Genomic DNA, 17,671 nt, shown 5'->3' with positions numbered 1-17,671 from the left:
AAAATAGCATTGGTCCATAATCGTTATGCAAAATGTTGCTAGCGTAACGCTTGGTAACTATTCAGTGCTTACTCAAGGCTGAATGCGCAATACTAGAACGCTGGACATAAATGCAACTCCACTAATTAAAAAAATCTTAACCAGCTGTTAGCACCTGCAGTGGCAGATACGAGAGAAAGTAGGAATTTCCATGAAATAGCGATTTCGCTTGTTATGGACTCGAATTCTGACGTTAGCCTGTATCAGGGGCTGTAGGGCGATCAAATACTAATTCCAATAACAGCACAGAGAGGATCCTATGAAGCTTTCAACCTTCGTCAAAACCACGTTAACCGCTTCCGTCGCCACCGCCCTAGTGGCAAGCCAACTCGCCTACGCCGACAACATTCGGCTAAGAATGCACACTTTCTATGGAACGGAAGTCGATAAAATCTCAGCTGACCTGCGCGATCGTGTCAGTGAAGCGAGCGACGGCTCCATCCGTATCCAGTTCTTCCGCGGTGGCGAGCTGGTCAATAGCGACCAGTTCGTTGATGCCGTGGCACGTGGCACTATCGATATTGCCCATGGAGTAGGCAGTTACTGGCCCGGCCGGGTAGGTATTGGCACCATCGAAGCGGGCCTTCCAGGTGCTTGGGTAACGGCAGACGAAGCACGGGATGTGTTTGCTAACCAAGGCCTCGACGAATTGATTGCCGAAGCCTATGAAGAGCAGGGAGTCAGGCTGATCGGCCGAGGTTACGGTAGCGACTACGGTCTATTGACGAGCAAGCCGGTCTCCAGCCTTGAGGACCTGCAAAGCATGCGTATTCGTGCAACAAGCTCCATCGCCACCGTACTGGAAAAATTTAATATTCCTACCGTATTCCTTCCGGGAGAAGAGCTATATGTGGGGATTTCGACAGGGGTTATCGACGGAGCCATATATGGTGGTCCAGTAGAGTATGAGCAGCTTAAGCTAAACGAAGTGGCCAAATACTATACGGACATCCAACTACTCAATCCGGGTTGGATAGAAACCGCACTGATCAATCCAAGCACCTGGGAAAAAATGTCAGAGGAGCAGCAGGAGATTCTGACCTCCGAGATTGCCCAGTATTTAGAAGACATCCACACCTGGCTGGAAGAAGGCAACCAAAGGCTGATTGATGAGGGCGAGCTTTTTGTATTTGCCACCCTGCCCGAAGAAGATGCCAACCGCCTAGCGGAAGCCTCTTTGCCAATCTGGCAAGAAGAAGCCGCGAAGTCCGAACGTAACGCTCAGGCCATCGACATCCTGATCAAAAATGCAACCGAACAGGGGCGTCTCAGTGAGTAAAGTCACCCGCTATCTAAGGGTGCAGGATGGCCTTTCCGACTGGGTCGGAAGGGCAACCTCCTGGTTGACGCTGGGCATTATTGGTGTACTGCTCTACGAAGTCGTGGCGCGTTACCTTCTCAACTCCCCCACCATCTGGGGGCATGAGCTGTCCACCATGCTCTTCGGTGCCATGAGCATCCTGGCTGGAAGCTACACCCTTCGTCATCAAGGTCATGTTCGTAGCGATGTAGTTTATCGCCTGCTACCCAACCGCGCCCAAGCATTCTGCGACCTAGTGATATTCATCCTCGCGATCGTGGTATTGACGGTGGTTTTCCGCATGGCGATAGACTTTGCGTACCACTCCTGGCGCATCGACGAATTTTCCAACCGTAGCGTCTGGCGGCCACCCCTCTGGCCAATCAAAGCGACCATACCACTGGCAGTGGGGTTTTTAATCCTGCAGTGCCTGGCCGAACTCGTCAGAGCAGCGCTGAGGTTGGCTGGCGCGCACTACGAAGATCCCCGCGTCGACGTGAATGACATTGAGCCTTAAGCGCTAACGCTTAATCACTCCATCATAATTGACGCGTCTAACGCACGTGTCACAACAAGGGCTTTATTATGGCTGAACTTGAGCCCCTGGCGATTACTGCCATCATGTTTCTATCCATGCTGGTGTTGATGGCTATGGGAGCACCACTGGCTCTGGCACTGATGATTTCTGGTATGGGCAGCGCCTATCTGATGTTCGGACCCGGCGGTCTGGATCTTCTACTGGCATCAGCCTACAGCGCCATGGACAACTTCCTGCTTGTTTCACTCCCCATGTTTATTTTCATGGGCCTTGTACTAGAACGCTCGGGTATAACCGACGATCTATTCGGCATGATCCACAAACTGATGGGGAGCATACCGGGAGGATTAGGGGTAGGTACGGTACTCATCTGCGCACTGATTGCCGCCATGGCTGGCGTTTCCGGTGCAGCGACCGTGAGTCTTGGCATCATCGCGCTACCGGCGATGCTCAAGCGCGGTTACCATAAGAGGCTGGTCACCGGCACAATCATGGCGGGCGGTGCTCTAGGTTTTCTTATCCCACCCAGCGTACTGATGATTGTTTATGCGTTTCTGGCTCGTGAGTCAGTCGGCAAACTGTTCGCGGCAGGCCTTATACCTGGCTTGATGTTGGCAGGCATCTACATGATCTACATTCTGATCCGCTGCCACCTCAACCCTGAACTTGGCCCCGCCACACGTCCAGAGGAGCGTTTTTCCACCAAGGAAAAGCTTGAATCGCTACGCCATATCCTCGCTCCAGGACTCCTGGTCGCCACGGTGCTTGGCTGCATTATTGGCGGCGTCACCTCCCCTTCCGAAGCCTCAGCTGTCGGAGCAGCAGGCGCGCTGCTGATCACGATGGCACGTGGCAAACTTAGCTGGGGGTTGCTGCGCTATGTCATGCTCAGCACGACCAAGATAACCGGCATGTTGATTTGGATTGCCATCGCAGCAGTCTTTTTCAGCCGCATCTATATGGGCCTGGGCGCAGGCATGTTGATCAGCGATATCATCGATGATTTTTCACTTTCGCCCTACACCATCATTATCTTCATGCTGTTTAGCTTTTTCCTGCTGGGTATGTTTCTGGATGACTTTGCCATCCTATTCATCACCATACCGCTTTATATTCCTATCGTTCGCGACCTTGGCTTCGATACGACCTGGTTTGCGGTACTGTTCATCCTCAGCATGCAGTCAGCCTATTTGACACCACCCTTCGGCTATAACCTGTTCTACATGCGCTCGGTGGCTCCCAAGTCCATCACCATAGTAGATATCTACCGCTCTGCCCTACCCTTCGTGGCTCTACAGATCTTCGGTCTGGCACTGGTCGTCGCCTTTCCGAGTATCGCCCTATGGCTGCCGAACTTGCTGTTCTAACACCTACCAAGATGAGCCTGTTAGATTGAGTTCAACTTCCCCCCTCCACGGAGGGGGTTACGTTCCCCATTGAACCAACAAGATCTCTAACGATGCTACGCGCTTTAACCCATCACAGTGCCGATGCATGGCAATCCCGCGGGTGCGCTCCGCTTACACCGCGCTACAAAACCAATCAACGCATATCTGTAGCGCGGCGTAATGCATCTCGCGAGGCACGCGCGAATGCGGCACCCGCGGCGAACGAAGCCACAAAACCCGATCAACGCTTATTTCGTAGCGCGGCGTAACGCATCTCGCGAGGCACGAGCGAATGCGGCACCCGCGACGAACGAAGCCACCCAGCTACGCCGCCTCATTGAACCAACTACCTTTAACGCTGCTACGCGCTTTAATCCGTTACAGCGCCAGTGCTGGCGGAACTTACAAGCCGTGCATATTTGGCCAATACACCTTTGCGGTAGCGTGGTTCTGGCTGCTGCCAGGCTGCTCGGCGGCGCATCATCTCTTCATCACTGATATCCACATCAATGGTGTCGGCCTCCGCATCAATGGTGATCGCATCACCATCCACTACCAGCGCCAGCGGGCCGCCATCAAAAGCCTCTGGTGACACATGCCCCACCACAAAGCCATGGCTGCCGCCGGAGAAGCGACCATCGGTAATCAACGCCACATCATTACCCAAACCACGCCCCATAATGGCAGAGGTGGGCGTGAGCATTTCGCGCATACCGGGCCCGCCTTTAGGGCCTTCGTAGCGAATCACCACCACATCACCCGCCACAACAGTGCCATCGTTAATGCGTGCTTGCGCTTCTTCTTCAGAGCCAAATACTCGCGCAGAGCCACTAAAGCGAGTGCCCTCCTTACCGGTAATTTTCGCCACCGCACCTTCGGGTGCCAAATTTCCAAATAAGATACGCAGGTGGCTTTCAGCTTTGAGCGGATTACCAAGCGGCGCAATAATCTGCTGATCGATGGGGTAAGGCTCCACATCGGCCAGATTCTCTGCCAATGTTTTACCCGTCACCGTCAGGCAGCCACCATTTAGCAATCCAGCGTCTAATAAGATTTTCATCAGCGGTTGAATTCCGCCAATCGCCACCAGCTCGCTCATCATATAGTGGCCACTGGGGCGAAGATCAGCGAGCACCGGTACGCGCTTACCGATTTCAGTGAAGTCAGCAAGGGTCAGTTCAACACCAATGGTGCGCGCCATGCCAATCAAGTGCAGCACTGCATTGGTTGAGCCACCAAGGGCTATCACCACAGTAATCGCGTTTTCAAATGCCTCTCGGGTCATAATATCTGAGGGTTTGATATCCTGAGCCAGCAACTCCAGCACCGCCTCTCCCGCTGCTTTACAGTCGTCGCGTTTTTCCTGAGAAATTGCGTTCTGTGCAGAGCTACCCGGAAGACTCATACCCAATGCTTCAATAGCAGACGCCATGGTATTGGCAGTGTACATGCCGCCGCAGGAGCCAGGGCCTGGAATCGCGGTTTCCTCGATATTTTTAAGCTCGATCAGATCAATATCACCACGGGAGTGGGCGCCCATCGCCTCGAATACAGAGACGATATCGGTGTGCCCCTTACCCGGCATGATGGTGCCACCGTATACGAATACGCTAGGACGGTTCAGCCGCGCCAAGCCCATCACACAGCCGGGCATATTTTTGTCGCAGCCACCGATGGCCACCAGCCCATCAAAGCCTTCGCAGCCCGCCACGGTTTCGATGGAATCAGCGATCACCTCCCGCGATACCAGCGAATACTTCATACCTTCGGTGCCGTTAGCAATACCATCAGAAATAGTGATGGTATTAAAGATTACCCCTTTGCCACCCGCCGCATCAGCACCAGCGCAGGCGAACTCTGCCAGCTCACCAATATGGCTATTGCATGGCGTCACCATGCTCCAAGTAGAAGCAATACCCACCTGGGGCTTGGTAAAATCATCATCGTTAAACCCCACTGCCCGCAGCATAGCGCGGCTAGCTGCCTTGCCAGGGCCATCCACCACCTGGGAAGAGTGGCGGCGAATGTTATTGGTCGGCTCGTTCATGGGGAATTCCTCTTCGTTTGACTCACATCACTTAACTCACGGTATCCGCATAGCTTGGCGATATAACACGCATCCCGCAAGACACTTAACTTATGGCACCATAGCGCTACGCGCTATTCCCAATGCCTAATGCCGCGAAGGAACACCACCGCATGTCTGCCAATTCACAGTGCTCGCCAGCGTCGTTCTCACCAACACCGTTCTCATCAACGCCGCTCACTCCCGGCTTTATGGTGGTACACGGCAATCGCCTGGAAGATTTGCGTGGGCTAGCGGTGGAGTGGATGCGCCTGCACCCACTGGGGCCGCTGGAAAATGAAACTATTCTGGTGCAGAGCAACGGCATTGGGCAGTGGTTGAAGCTAGCGCTAGCGGAAGATCCGCAAAACGGCGGCGCGGGCATTGCTGCAGCGCTGGACGTTATGCTGCCGGCACGCTTGCTATGGCAAGCCTACCGCACGGTGCTAACGTACGTTGACCAGGACGGCGATGCCGTGCCTGAAACCTCGCCGTTTGATAAGTCACGTTTGGTATGGCGACTACTGCGCCTGCTGCCCACCCTGGCCGGGCAAGAAGTGTTCGCACCGCTAGCGCAGTTTTTGGAAGTCGACCGCGACCAGCGTAAGCACTATCAATTGGCCGAGCGGCTCGCAGATCTATTCGACCAGTATCAGGTCTACCGCGCCGACTGGCTGGACGCCTGGGCCAACGGCGACGATGTGCTGATCACCGCCCGAGGCGACGCCCGCCCGCTAGAAGAACAGCAACGCTGGCAACCCGCGCTATGGCGCATTCTGCGCGATGATGTGGCCACTACCCAGGGCGAGGCAGGGCTCAACAGCAGTCGCGCCCAGGTGCATCGGCGTTTTTTAAAAGCTACCGAACAGCTGGAAGGCCAAGCCTGCCCACCTGGCCTACCGCGACGGCTGATTATTTTCGGTATTTCATCACTGCCCCAACAAACCCTGGAAGCCCTGGCGGCGCTCTCCCGCTGCTGCCAAATCGTCCTCTGCGTGCACAACCCCTGCCAGTTCTACTGGGCGGATATCATCGAGCACAAGGACCTACTGCGCGCCAATCGCTACCGCCAGCAGCGCAAAACCGGCATGCCCGAAGCGTTGGATGTACTTGGTACCGGCGATGCTGACGATGCCCTGCATCTGCACGCCCAGCCACTGCTCGCCGCCTGGGGCAAACAAGGCCGCGATTACCTACGCCTGTTGGATGAGCATGACGACTCGGGCAACTACCAAACCCTGTTTGAGCAGCAAGCACTGCGCATTGATATGTTCGAACCGTTTAATGGCCCTGAACGCAACTGCCTGCTTAGCCAGCTACAAGACGATATTCGCGAGCTGCGCCCAGTGGCTGAAACCCAAACCCACTGGTCTGCGCTAAACTCGGCTGATGACTCCATCGTGTTTCATATTGCCCATGGGCCCCAACGGGAAGTTGAGATTCTCCACGACCAGTTACTGGCCGCTTTCAGTGCCGACCGCGACCTGCGCCCGCGGGATATTATTGTCATGGTGCCAGATATCGACCGCTATGCACCGCACATTGAAGCAGTCTTTGGCCAGTTACAAAACGACGACCCGCGCCATATTCCCTATACGCTTTCCGACCAAGCCAGCCGCCACCGCCTGCCGCTGATGATCGCCCTGGAAAAGCTACTGCGCCTGCCGGAGCTGCGCCTTACGGTCAGTGACCTGTTAGACCTACTTGATGTACCCGCCCTGCGCCAGCGCTTTGGGCTGGAAGAGCGCGACCTGCCAATACTGGAACGCTGGATGGAAGGTGCAGGCATTCGTTGGGGGCTAAACGCCAAACAGCGCCAAACTCTGGAACTGCCCGGCGGGCTAAGCCAAAACACCTGGGCCTTTGGCCTACGCCGCCTGCTGCTTGGCTACACCGTGGGTGAAGGCCATCCATGGCAAGGTATCGAACCGTTTGATGATATCGGCGGGTTGGAAGCAGGCCTTGCGGGGCCGCTGGCTACCCTGCTGGAAAAGCTCGAAGCCACCTGGGAGACCTTCTGCCAACCCACCGATGCCGCCAGCTGGGTAGCGCGGCTGCGCACGCTGCTGGAAACCTTCTTTCTTACCGATGATGCCCAAGAAAGCATCATGCTCACCAAGCTGGAAAACGGCCTGCAGCAGATGCTGGAAAGCAGCGAGGAAGCCCAATTAACCGAGCCATTGCCGCTCTCCATGGTGCGTGAACACTGGCTGGCACAGATTGACGAACACAGCCTTTCCCAGCGCTTTCTAGCAGGCGCAGTTAACTTCGCCACGCTAATGCCCATGCGCGCTATTCCGTTTAAGCGCGTATGTTTGCTGGGCATGAATGATGGCGAGTACCCCCGCTCCCAACCGCCGCTGGACTTCGACCTAATGGGCAGTGACTACCGCCCTGGCGACCGCTCCCGCCGGGAAGATGACCGCTACCTATTTCTGGAAGCGCTACTCTCCGCCCGCGACCAGCTCTACATTAGCTGGGTGGGCAAAAGCCAAATCGACAACACGCCGCTACCGCCTTCGGTACTTGTCGGCCAGCTGCGCGACCACCTGGAAGCAGGCTGGCAGATAGAGGGTGGCGCGCCACTACTGGAAGCACTGACCACCGAGCACCCGCTGCAGCCGTTTAGCCGCGTTTATTTCTCCAACGACGCTTTTTCCAATGATACTGTCTCCAACGACGCTGTCTCCAACGACGCTTTTGCCAGCGCCACCTCTGCCACCAAGTCCCAGAACCGATTGTTCACTTATGCGCATGAATGGCGTGAAGTACACGCCCCACGCGCCACACAGCCAAGTCAAGCCACCCTGCCCCCATCGGAAAACACCCCAACCAGCCTGACACTCGGCCAACTGGGCAGCTTTCTACGCGAACCGGCACGCGCCTTCTTTAACACTCGACTGGGGGTCTATTTCGAACAGGAAGCCATTGCCGAGCTGGATTCAGAACCCTTCGCCCTGGACGGCCTGCAAAACTGGCAGCTACAAGACCAACTGATTGCAGCCCAACGCCAGGCAATCGATAACAACGAACCGCGCATCGAAGCGCTACACGAAGCCCTTGAGCGCTTCCAAGGCCAGGGCGTACTTGCCATGGGCGCCTTTGGTGAACGCATGCGTGATGCCTTGGCAGAGCCCATGGAGGAGCTATTCAGCCACTATGAAGAGGCCCTGGACGCATGGCCAATGGCGCTAAACGACTCTGAAGCCATCCACTTGGAAGGCAACGACGGCATCGTATTGGAAGACTGGCTAAACGAGCTGCGTACCGATGAAACGGGCAACCGCTGCCGCCTACTGCTACTCAGCAGTAGCCTGATCAAGAACGGTAAATACCATTGGCATCACCTCCTGCGCCACTGGGTCGCTCACCTAGCGGGCAACCTCAGCGGCCCGATGACCACCCAACTGCTCTCCAAAGCGGGCAACATAACCCTGGAACCGGTCGCTGCCGAAACCGCCCGCGCCCATCTGGAAACCCAGCTCAGCGCCTGGAAGCAAGGCTTGGAAGTACCACTGCCGCTAGCCCCACAAGCCGCCTTTGCGTGGCTAACCAAGCACGGCAGCCCGGAGCTAGCCAGTGAAAAGGGCAAGGAAAGCGACGCCTACGCCGCTGCCGTCGCCGCTTATGAAAGCGGCTACAAAACAACCGGCGAAGTCGAACAAAGCCCTTACCTAAGCCACCAATGGCCGCGCTTCGAGCGGCTGTTTAATGACACTACTTCCCATGGTCATACTTTCGCCACGCTGACAGAAGCGCTGTATGCGCCTCTGTTTTACGCAATCAAGGATAAAGCAGCAAAAAAAGCACGAGATAAGACTTAAGGCCGACCAGTCGCTAACACCCGCTTCGCCAGCGCTATCATCTCCGGGTCGCCAGTGTGTTTGTCTGGCACATCGGAGAGTTTGATCACCGGGAGCCACTGTTGCCCTTCTGGGCGCGCCTCGACCATCTTGATCACCATATTCATTGGCTCGGCGCCCACATCGTTAGTGAAGTTGGTGCCGATGCCAAATGCCATTCCGATGCGATTCTGGCAAAAGGACTGAATATGTTTGACCCGCTCCGGCGTTAAAGCATCCGAGAAAATGATGGTTTTGCTAAGCGGGTTGATACCCAGGCGCTCGTAGTGAGCGATGGTTTGGGAGGCAAACTCAATCGGGTCACCGCTATCGTGGCGCACACCATCGAATAGCTTGGCGAACTTCTTATCGAAGCTATCGAAGAAAGCAGGCGACGTAAAAGTATCCGTTAGGGCAATCCCCAAGTCGCCACGATACACATCTACCCAATGCTCCAGCGCGAGGCTATTGGCCATTTTGAAACCAAAGCGAGCACCGTGGAACATAAACCACTCATGGGCGTGGGTGCCTATCGGTTTAACGCCATGGCGCATGGCCAGTAGCACATTGCTGGTACCACTGAACGCTTCACCTCCGTGATGGTTAAGCGCGCCAACCACCCGGTCGTGAACCTCAAAAGAGAAACGTCGCCGAGTACCAAACTCAGCGATTTTCAGCCCTAAGCGGCGATAAAGCTCGATCTTCTCCTGGGTTCGCTCCTCAATCAGCACATCATCATGGCGGGTCACCGAGACGCCACGTAGCCGATACCAAAGTTCGCTGATCAACGCCATCAGCGGTACTTCCCATAAAATAGTGCGGTACCAAGGCCCCTCAATAATCACCGAAAGGTCGCTCCCCTGTTGCTCGATGATTACCTCATCGGGGTTGTAATGAAACCCAGCGAGAAAGTCGAGATAAGTCGGGTCTAAATAAGGGCAGGTTAACTCGAGATAGCGCTTTTCCTCATCGGTTAGGCGCAGCCTTGCCATCTTATCGACTTCGCGGCGAAGTTCAGCGCCGAAGCCATCAGGAAAATCGTGCTTGCCACGATTGATAAAGGCGTAGCGCGCATGGGCATAAGGAAAGCGTTTGATCACGGCGTTCTGCATCGTGATCTTGTAGAAGTCGTTATCCAGAAGCGAGGTCAGCATGAGATCCCTTCGTGTGAGTGAACCGAAGCCGCTGGTAGCGTAAACTGAGCGCCCTAAGAGTGGCTTGGCGACAAGATTATCAGGTAGCGAAGCACTCATACAGTCTAGGCCCCGCACTGGGGCGCTTTGCTTTCGGAGACCCGTGATGAGTCAGCCTGCCCCGCTTAACCCGCTCACACTGCCGCTTCACGGTAGCCGCTTGATTGAAGCCAGCGCGGGCACGGGCAAAACCTTCACCATCGCGCTGCTCTACGTACGCCTGGTGCTGGGCGGGCGGCACAGCGAAGACGACACCGCTTATGTGCGCCCACTCACCCCGCCAGAAATCCTGGTGGTCACCTTCACCAACGCCGCCACCCAGGAACTGCGCGAACGTATCCGCCACCGGTTGGTAGAAGCTGCAGCGGTGTTTAGAGCCACTGATGATGCTGGTTCAGATTCCCTGCTTATCCAACTCCGTGAGCAATACCCCGAGGCCACTTGGCCCGCCTGCGCCCGCCGCCTGGAGCTGGCCGCCGAATGGATGGACGAAGCCGCCGTTTCCACCATCCACAGCTGGTGCTACCGCATGCTGCGCGAGCACGCCTTCGATAGCGGCAGCCTGTTCTCACTTAATCTGGAAAACGACCAGCGCGAACTGGAGCAAGAAGTGGTGCGCGACTACTGGCGCACCTTCTACTACCCGCTGGATGCCGATGCCCTGGGCAGCATTACCCGCTACTGGAAATCGCCGGATAAGCTCCACGAAGATGTACGCAAGTTGCTCCACGAAAGCGACGCCCTGGGCAGCCAACGCCCCGCCCCAGAAGACACGTTAAGCACTGCCGAAGCCGAACGCAGCGCCACGCTTGGTACGCTAAAAGCCCCCTGGCCCGCTTGGCTAGATGAACTGGTGCCCGCACTGGAAGAGGCCGCCAAACACAAAGCCTTCAAAGGCCAAAGCTTCAACGCAAAAAGCCGCACCAACTGGCTGGGTGCACTGCGCGAATGGTGTGAAAGCGATCTTGAGCGCCCCGCGCTTACCCCCGCCGCCTGGAAACGCCTAACCCCAGACGGCATGGCCGAAATATGGAAAGAGGGCGCCCCTCCCTGCCCAGCCGCTTGGCAAGCACTGGCGGCAATGCCCGACGCCCTCAACGCCCTGCCGGAACCACGCAACGATCTGCTGATTCATGCCGTGCAGTGGTGCAAAGTGCGTATGGAGCGGGAACAAGAACGTCGCGCCGAAATGGGCCCCAACGACCTACTCACTCATTTAGACCGCGCCCTGCAAGGCACCAATAAAGAGGCCCTGGCAGCGCAAATTTTGCGCCAGTTCCCAGTGGCATTGATTGACGAGTTCCAGGATACCGACCCGATTCAGTACCGCATCTTTAACGCGGTCTACGACGTTGCAAACCCACGCCGCGACGCCGCCATGCTACTGATCGGTGATCCCAAGCAGGCCATCTACGCCTTTCGCGGTGCGGATATTTTTACCTATCTGCAAGCCCGCCAGGACACCGCAGGCCGCCACGTTACGCTGGGCACCAACTTCCGTTCCAGTCGCGCCATGGTCGACGCGGTGAATCACTGTTTCCACTACGCTGACCAGCACCCCGCAGGGGCATTTCTGTTCCGTGAGGAAGATGGCAACAACCCGCTGCCCTTCTTATCGGTGGATGCCAAAGGCCGCGACGAACAGTTGGTCCACCAAGGCCAGCCGCTACCCGCCATGACGCTATGGCCACTGGTATCGGATGAACCGCTTTCCAAAACCGCCTACCAAACCGAAATGGCCGAACGCTGCGCTACCTATATGGTGGAACTGCTCGCTGCAGGCCAAAGCGGCGATAATGGAGGAATGAGCGGTTTTCAGAAAGGCGATGACCTCACCCCGTTAAAACCATCGGATATGGCAGTCCTGGTTAACGGCCTGCAAGAAGCCCGCGCCATTCGCTTAGCGCTGGCCAGTCGTGGAGTGAAAAGTGTTTACCTTTCCGACCACGACAAGGTGTTCAGCTCACCCATGGCTAAGCAGGTAGAACGCTGGCTGCGCGCCTGCGCCGAGCCGTTAGCCAGCTCCCGCCAAGCCGAAGCGCACCTGCGCGCCGCCTTAGCGACACCGGTGTTGGGGCTAAGCCTAGCCGACCTTGATCACCTGCAACAAAACGAACTGGCCTGGGAAGCGCGGGTAGAACAGTTTAGCCACTACCACCGCCTATGGCAGCGCCAAGGTGTGCTGCCGCTAATTCGCCGTATGATGGTGGATTTCGATATACCAACCCGTCTACTGGGAGAATTCGCAGAGGGTGAGCGCTTGCTCACCGACCTGCTGCACTTAGGCGAACTACTGCAGCAAGCAAGCGCTGAACTTGATGGCGAACACGCGTTAATTCGCTTTCTGTTTGACGCCATTGCCGACCCGGAAAGCCACGGTGACAGCCACAAGCTGCGCCTGGAAAGCGATGCGGATTTGGTCAAGGTTGTTACCATCCACAAATCCAAGGGGCTTGAGTACCCGCTGGTATTTTTACCGTTTATCGCCAACCACCGCCCAGTGAGCGACAAAGACATACCACTGCGCTGGCACGATGCCCAAGGCAGCCTTCAGCTCAGCCTAAGCGCGGATGAAGAAACGCTGGCCACCGCCGACCGGGAGCGCCTAGGGGAAGACCTGCGCAAACTGTACGTAGCGCTAACCCGCGCCCGCCACGCCACGTGGCTGGGAGTAGCCCCGCTCCAAGGGCTGGAAAATAGCGCCCTGGGTTATCTGATTAGCGGCGGAAAAACGATGGCACCGGCAGCGCTAACTAGCGCGCTCAATAGCTTGGTAGAGAACAGTGCGATTCACGTCAGCGAACCGCCCCTCCCCAGCGCACAACGCCTTACCCTACCTAAACAGAGCGTAGCGCTTGGGCATGCCCGCACACCCACACGGCCTGCCAAAGAGCACTGGTGGATTGCCAGCTACTCAGCACTGCGCCTCTCCGGCACACTTACCGCCCCCACGGCCACGCCCCTCGAACCCACTACCGCCCAGGAAGCCACCGCTTTCGAAGTGCTGGATGAACCACAAGATATTTCTCAGCCAGATACTTTCCACCTACACAAGTTTCCAAGAGGCCCAGGGCCGGGCACTTTTTTGCACGGGCTATTGGAATGGGCAGGCAGACAAGGGTTTGCAGCCGCTGCCAACGACCACGATTCACTCAACGATATGCTATGGCGGCGAGTGCAGCTGCGCGGCTGGCAAGCATGGCAGGAACCGCTGGTTGGCTGGCTTTCAGCGCTGCTGACCACCCCGTTACCGCTGGCAGCGCCGAACCAACAAAGCGTCGCGCTGAGCGAGCTTGGCAGCTACCAAGTAGAGCTAGAGTTCTGGTTTGCCGCCAACCGAGTAAGCACCCAGGCAATTGATACGCTGGTCAGTAGCCACTTACTGCCAGGGATAGAACGCCCAGCACTGGATGCCGACACCCTTAACGGTATGCTCAAAGGCTTTATAGATTTAGCCTTCGAGCACCAGGGACGCTTTTACGTGCTGGACTGGAAATCGAACTATTTAGGGCCAAATGACAGCGATTACGAACCGGAAGCCTTGCGCCATGCGCTGCTGGCCAAGCGCTATGATCTACAGGCCGCGCTTTACCTGCTAGCCATGCACCGGCTGTTAAAAGCACGTCTCCCCGACTACGACCCGCACCAACACCTGGGTGGTTCGATGACAGTCTTTCTGCGTGGTAGCCGCAGCCCAGGGCGCGGAGTATTTTCCGAGCCAGCTCCGGTTGAACTGATCGAAGCCCTGGATAGCCTGTTTGCAGGCGCATCGTTTTCAAGCCCTGCACAGGAAGCGACGGTATGAGTAAGCCCAAAGACACCCACACCTTCGACCTGTTTGGCGATGCTCCAGAGGCAGAAGCAGCACAGCCCGAAGTGACAACGCTGCCAATCAGCCCCCACCCTGCGCTAAGTGATACCACCGCGCTGCTAGCCCTGTGCGAACGCTGGGTAGCACGGGGCTGGCTGCGGGATTTAGACCGAGCCCTGGTGCGTTTTTTAGCAACGGAAGCACCGGATGCCCCCGCGCTGCTACTGCTGGCCGCCGCACTGGCCAGCCACCAGCTAGGCCGTGGGCATGTGTGTCTGGATTTAAACACCACGCTTAACGCACCGGATTTCGCCCTTTCGCTACCGCCGGAAGGCGATGATTTAACCGACCCACCGCCGCTACCCAGTGCTGTGCTCGCCACGCTCACCTTAGCCGAGTGGCAAGCGGCGCTTCACCACCCAGTGCTAACCAGCGAAGGTTCAGGCAACACACCGCTGGTGGTAGTGACGGCTTACGCAAGTTCTAGCACCGGTTCAGGCTCAGTCTCGCACACGCGGCTCTACCTGCGCCGCTACTGGCAGTACGAGCAAAGCCTGCACCAGCAAATCGCCAGCCGCCTAGAGGTGATGGATGACGATAACCACCAAGGGTTACTCCCCCAGGCCCTAAACACGCTGTTTGAAAATACCACCACCCTGGACTGGCAAAAAACCGCCTGTGCCCTAGCCGCCCGCAGCCGTTTCGGCATTATTACTGGTGGCCCCGGTACCGGTAAAACCACCACCGTGGTACGCCTACTCGCCCTGCTGCAAACGCTGCAACTGGCCCGCCAGCCCAGCCAGCCGCTGCGTATTCGCCTAGCCGCCCCCACCGGCAAAGCCGCCGCTCGGCTAAATGAATCCATCGCTGGGCAGGTAAGCAGCTTGCCCTTAACACAACTGGAAGCGCTGCTAAGTGAGCACTTACCTGCTGCTGCGTCCAACGCAATTGCGATTCCTACCGAAGTGACGACACTACACCGCCTTCTAGGTGCAAGGCCCGACACCCGGCACTTCCGCCACAACGCCACCAATCCGCTGGCACTGGATGTACTGGTAATCGACGAAGCCTCCATGGTGGATATCGAAATGATGGCCGCCGTGCTGAGCGCCCTGCCCGCCAATGCCCAGTGCGTGCTACTGGGGGATAAAGACCAGCTGGCATCGGTAGAGGCAGGCTCAGTACTCGGCGACTTATGCCGCCGCGCCGAGGCCGCTCACTACACCCCAACAACTGCCCAATGGCTGGAAAGCGCCACCGGCCAGCCACTGCCACCCGAGTACTTGGATGCCCAGGGCCAGCCGCTGGACCAAGCCATTACCATGCTGCGGGTAAGCCACCGCTTTAACGAACACAGCGGTATCGGCCAGTTGGCCCAGGCGATTAACCAGCCCAGCCACGCCCAAACTGACCGGGAAAAACAGCAGGCAGTTAACGCCGTGCTGCGCCATGGCTACCCAGACCTGCACCACCTAACGCTTTCAGAGGACACCACGCTAGATAAGCTGGTCATTCACGGCAGTGCGGATAAGTTTCTGAATGGTGGTGAAGGCCGCACCAACCACAAAAATGAGCCCATCGCCCCACCCACCGGCTACCGACATTACCTAAAGGTGCTGAACGCACAGCGCCCGCGTGGAGAATCGTTTGAAGAAAACCCAGCAGCCTATAACGCCTGGGCAAGCGAGGTGCTAAGCGCCTACAGCCACTTCCAACTGCTATGCGCGCTGCGCAAAGGCCCCTGGGGAGTAGAAGGCTTAAACCTGCATATCGCCAAAACCCTACGCAGCGAAAAGCTATTGTTTGGCAGTGATTACACGTTGGAAAAAGGCTGGTATGAAGGCCGCCCGGTACTAGTCACCCAAAACGACTACGGCCTAAAACTAATGAACGGCGATATCGGCATAACCCTGGCCGTGCCGGATCCCCGCAATCCGCAACAAAAGCTGTTGAGAGTCGCGTTTCCGACTAGCGATGCCGATAAACCCATCCGCTGGGTGCTGCCCTCTCGCCTGCACGCGGTAGAAACGGTATTCGCGATGACGGTACACAAATCCCAAGGCTCGGAGTTCTTACACACCGCCCTGCTGCTACCGCCCACCATCAACCCGATTCTCACCCGTGAGCTGGTCTACACCGGCATCACCCGCGCCCGCGACTGGCTCACGCTGATTGAAGCCAAACGCGGGGTGTTGAATGAGGCGGTTACTAGGGAAGTGATGAGGGTGAGTGGGATGTAGAAGGCTGTAATCAAAACCGACATTAGCGGTGCTGGTAATGTCGGCCTTCGACCAGGAGCGGCCTTTAAGGGTTTGTTTATATAATGACGTCGCATTATGCAGATTAGTATACTTTTTTTATTATATTCATTGCGCTTTCATAAGCGCTTCTTTCATCAATAAAGTTTTTATTTATGTAGTAGAACAAAGCAATTTTGCACTGAGGCAGCTCAACGAAAATATATTCATTAGCTTGATGGAAAAAATGATAGTTTTCGTTAGACGTCGAAAATACCACCAACGAGTTTAAGCGTTTAGACTTATCCGCAATCTCAAGCCTTTTTAGACTGTTGCGAAACATAGAAAACACCTTGCTCGGCGACAAATCCAAACGCTGCATTACACCGACAGGATAGTCAGCTAAGAATTTTATATAAGGACCATCTTTCGGCTTCTTTAACTTACGACGAAGATCTAAAGCCTGAAATTTATAATCGATCAACTCAAGCCATAATATTACTTTTTGTTTATCAGAGTCTGACAATGGCGTTTGCGTTACGTCACTGTGTCTAAACAGCTGCTCTATATAGCGCTCTAGGGAGCCAAGAAGGTGTCCATTGCATTCCTCACATGCAGGCAAGGTGGTTTTACTGTAGCTCTGGCCTATACCATTTATAGCTGTTACGAAAAACTTTTTTTGATTGTTATCAAATGCCCATTTAGGTACAACATGCTCCTTAGTTAAGTCATCGGTAGCACCACAGACAATACATATACTAGCTGAGTGATCCTCAAGGATTGTATCAACAACGATCTTTCTACTAGACCTAACCCTCTTTCTTAACTCTACTAGCCTTTTATCTATCATTTTTATGCAACCAGCTAATTCATATAACAGTGATGATAACTGACATATATCCAGAAAAAAGTTACTTCTCGATCAAATTGTCAACCGCTTTACTAAGAAACCGTTAATATGCTTTTTAATGTGAATTAATCACCCTGTTGCAGCCTGTCCCAAATGAATGCTTCGGCAACATTTGCCGGGCGGCCAGCTACCGGATCAGCTCCATCAACGTAGCCTGAAGATCGGACTCGGCCAAAAGCGGTCTTTTAGGAGCCACTGATATAGCGCTTTAACGTCGCGAACACCGGTGGCAAAAGTGGAGCGAAGCGGAAAATTTGTCCGATAGCAGCGCCTTGATACTCATTGAGCCTTCTCCCCCAGCTCAGCCTGTTTGGCTAAGCTGAAAAGGCGACCAAACCTAACAGGAGA

At 55.8% G+C, this 17,671-nt stretch carries 9 protein-coding genes; 6 read left to right on the top strand and 3 right to left on the bottom strand.

Features of this window, described 5'->3' with window-relative positions:
- Positions 1-298 precede the first annotated feature (298 nt).
- The 3 genes from dctP (at position 299) to CPA45_RS18540 (ending at position 3,244) form a co-directional block, all read left to right on the top strand.
- Positions 299-1,318: a TRAP transporter substrate-binding protein DctP gene (dctP, locus tag CPA45_RS18550; protein ID WP_096654131.1), complete on the top strand. Its 1,020-nt coding sequence runs from the start codon at positions 299-301 to the stop codon at positions 1,316-1,318.
- Positions 1,311-1,856 (top strand): TRAP transporter small permease subunit, encoded by a 546-nt coding sequence (locus CPA45_RS18545; RefSeq protein ID WP_096654129.1) that lies wholly within the window; start codon positions 1,311-1,313, stop codon positions 1,854-1,856. The genes dctP and CPA45_RS18545 overlap by 8 nt, the downstream gene beginning before the upstream one ends.
- 68 nt (positions 1,857-1,924) lie before the next feature.
- Positions 1,925-3,244, top strand: a complete 1,320-nt coding sequence (locus CPA45_RS18540; protein ID WP_096654127.1) for a TRAP transporter large permease — start codon at positions 1,925-1,927, stop codon at positions 3,242-3,244.
- A 391-nt stretch (positions 3,245-3,635) separates the two neighbouring features.
- On the opposite strand, the gene ilvD is transcribed toward CPA45_RS18540, so the two are convergent.
- Positions 3,636-5,312, bottom strand: a complete 1,677-nt coding sequence (gene ilvD, locus CPA45_RS18530) for a dihydroxy-acid dehydratase (protein WP_096654123.1) — start codon at positions 5,310-5,312, stop codon at positions 3,636-3,638.
- Between the two features lie 152 nt (positions 5,313-5,464).
- On the opposite strand from ilvD, the gene recC reads away from it, so the two are divergent.
- Complete coding sequence (gene recC, locus CPA45_RS18525) at positions 5,465-9,154, top strand: exodeoxyribonuclease V subunit gamma (RefSeq protein ID WP_096654121.1); 3,690 nt, start codon at positions 5,465-5,467, stop codon at positions 9,152-9,154.
- Here the strand turns inward: recC and pncB are convergent.
- Positions 9,151-10,326: a nicotinate phosphoribosyltransferase gene (gene pncB / locus CPA45_RS18520; protein WP_096654119.1), complete on the bottom strand. Its 1,176-nt coding sequence runs from the start codon at positions 10,324-10,326 to the stop codon at positions 9,151-9,153. The two genes, recC and pncB, sit on opposite strands and share 4 nt — an antisense overlap.
- A gap of 145 nt (positions 10,327-10,471) precedes the next feature.
- Between pncB and recB the strand changes: the two genes are divergently transcribed.
- A complete protein-coding gene (recB, locus tag CPA45_RS18515) occupies positions 10,472-14,170 on the top strand; it encodes an exodeoxyribonuclease V subunit beta (RefSeq protein ID WP_096654117.1) in 3,699 nt (1,232 codons plus the stop codon).
- A complete protein-coding gene (gene recD, locus CPA45_RS18510) occupies positions 14,167-16,416 on the top strand; it encodes an exodeoxyribonuclease V subunit alpha (RefSeq protein ID WP_096654115.1) in 2,250 nt (749 codons plus the stop codon). Before recB ends, recD begins: the two co-directional genes overlap by 4 nt.
- 103 nt (positions 16,417-16,519) lie before the next feature.
- Here the strand turns inward: recD and CPA45_RS23020 are convergent, their stop codons facing one another.
- Positions 16,520-17,263 carry a hypothetical protein gene (locus tag CPA45_RS23020; RefSeq protein ID WP_208858554.1) on the bottom strand — a complete coding sequence of 248 codons (744 nt, stop codon included), beginning with the start codon at positions 17,261-17,263 and terminating at the stop codon, positions 16,520-16,522.
- Positions 17,264-17,671: the final 408 nt, after the last annotated feature.

Origin of the sequence: Vreelandella nigrificans (assembly GCF_002374315.1) — a bacterium.
GTDB lineage: Bacteria > Pseudomonadota > Gammaproteobacteria > Pseudomonadales > Halomonadaceae > Vreelandella > Vreelandella nigrificans.
The sequence above is the reverse complement of the archived record's forward strand: the minus strand, read 5'-3'. Positions and strand labels throughout refer to the sequence as shown.

Excerpts from the sequence above, each read along its gene's own strand:
- pncB (WP_096654119.1), bottom strand. The coding sequence starts at position 10,326 with ATGCTGACCTCGCTTCTGGATAACGACTTCTACAAGATCACGATGCAG.
- recC (WP_096654121.1), top strand. The coding sequence starts at position 5,465 with ATGTCTGCCAATTCACAGTGCTCGCCAGCGTCGTTCTCACCAACACCG.
- CPA45_RS23020 (WP_208858554.1), bottom strand. The coding sequence starts at position 17,263 with ATGATAGATAAAAGGCTAGTAGAGTTAAGAAAGAGGGTTAGGTCTAGT.
- recB (WP_096654117.1), top strand. The coding sequence starts at position 10,472 with ATGAGTCAGCCTGCCCCGCTTAACCCGCTCACACTGCCGCTTCACGGT.
- recD (WP_096654115.1), top strand. The coding sequence starts at position 14,167 with ATGAGTAAGCCCAAAGACACCCACACCTTCGACCTGTTTGGCGATGCT.
- dctP (WP_096654131.1), top strand. The coding sequence starts at position 299 with ATGAAGCTTTCAACCTTCGTCAAAACCACGTTAACCGCTTCCGTCGCC.
- ilvD (WP_096654123.1), bottom strand. The coding sequence starts at position 5,312 with ATGAACGAGCCGACCAATAACATTCGCCGCCACTCTTCCCAGGTGGTG.
- CPA45_RS18540 (WP_096654127.1), top strand. The coding sequence starts at position 1,925 with ATGGCTGAACTTGAGCCCCTGGCGATTACTGCCATCATGTTTCTATCC.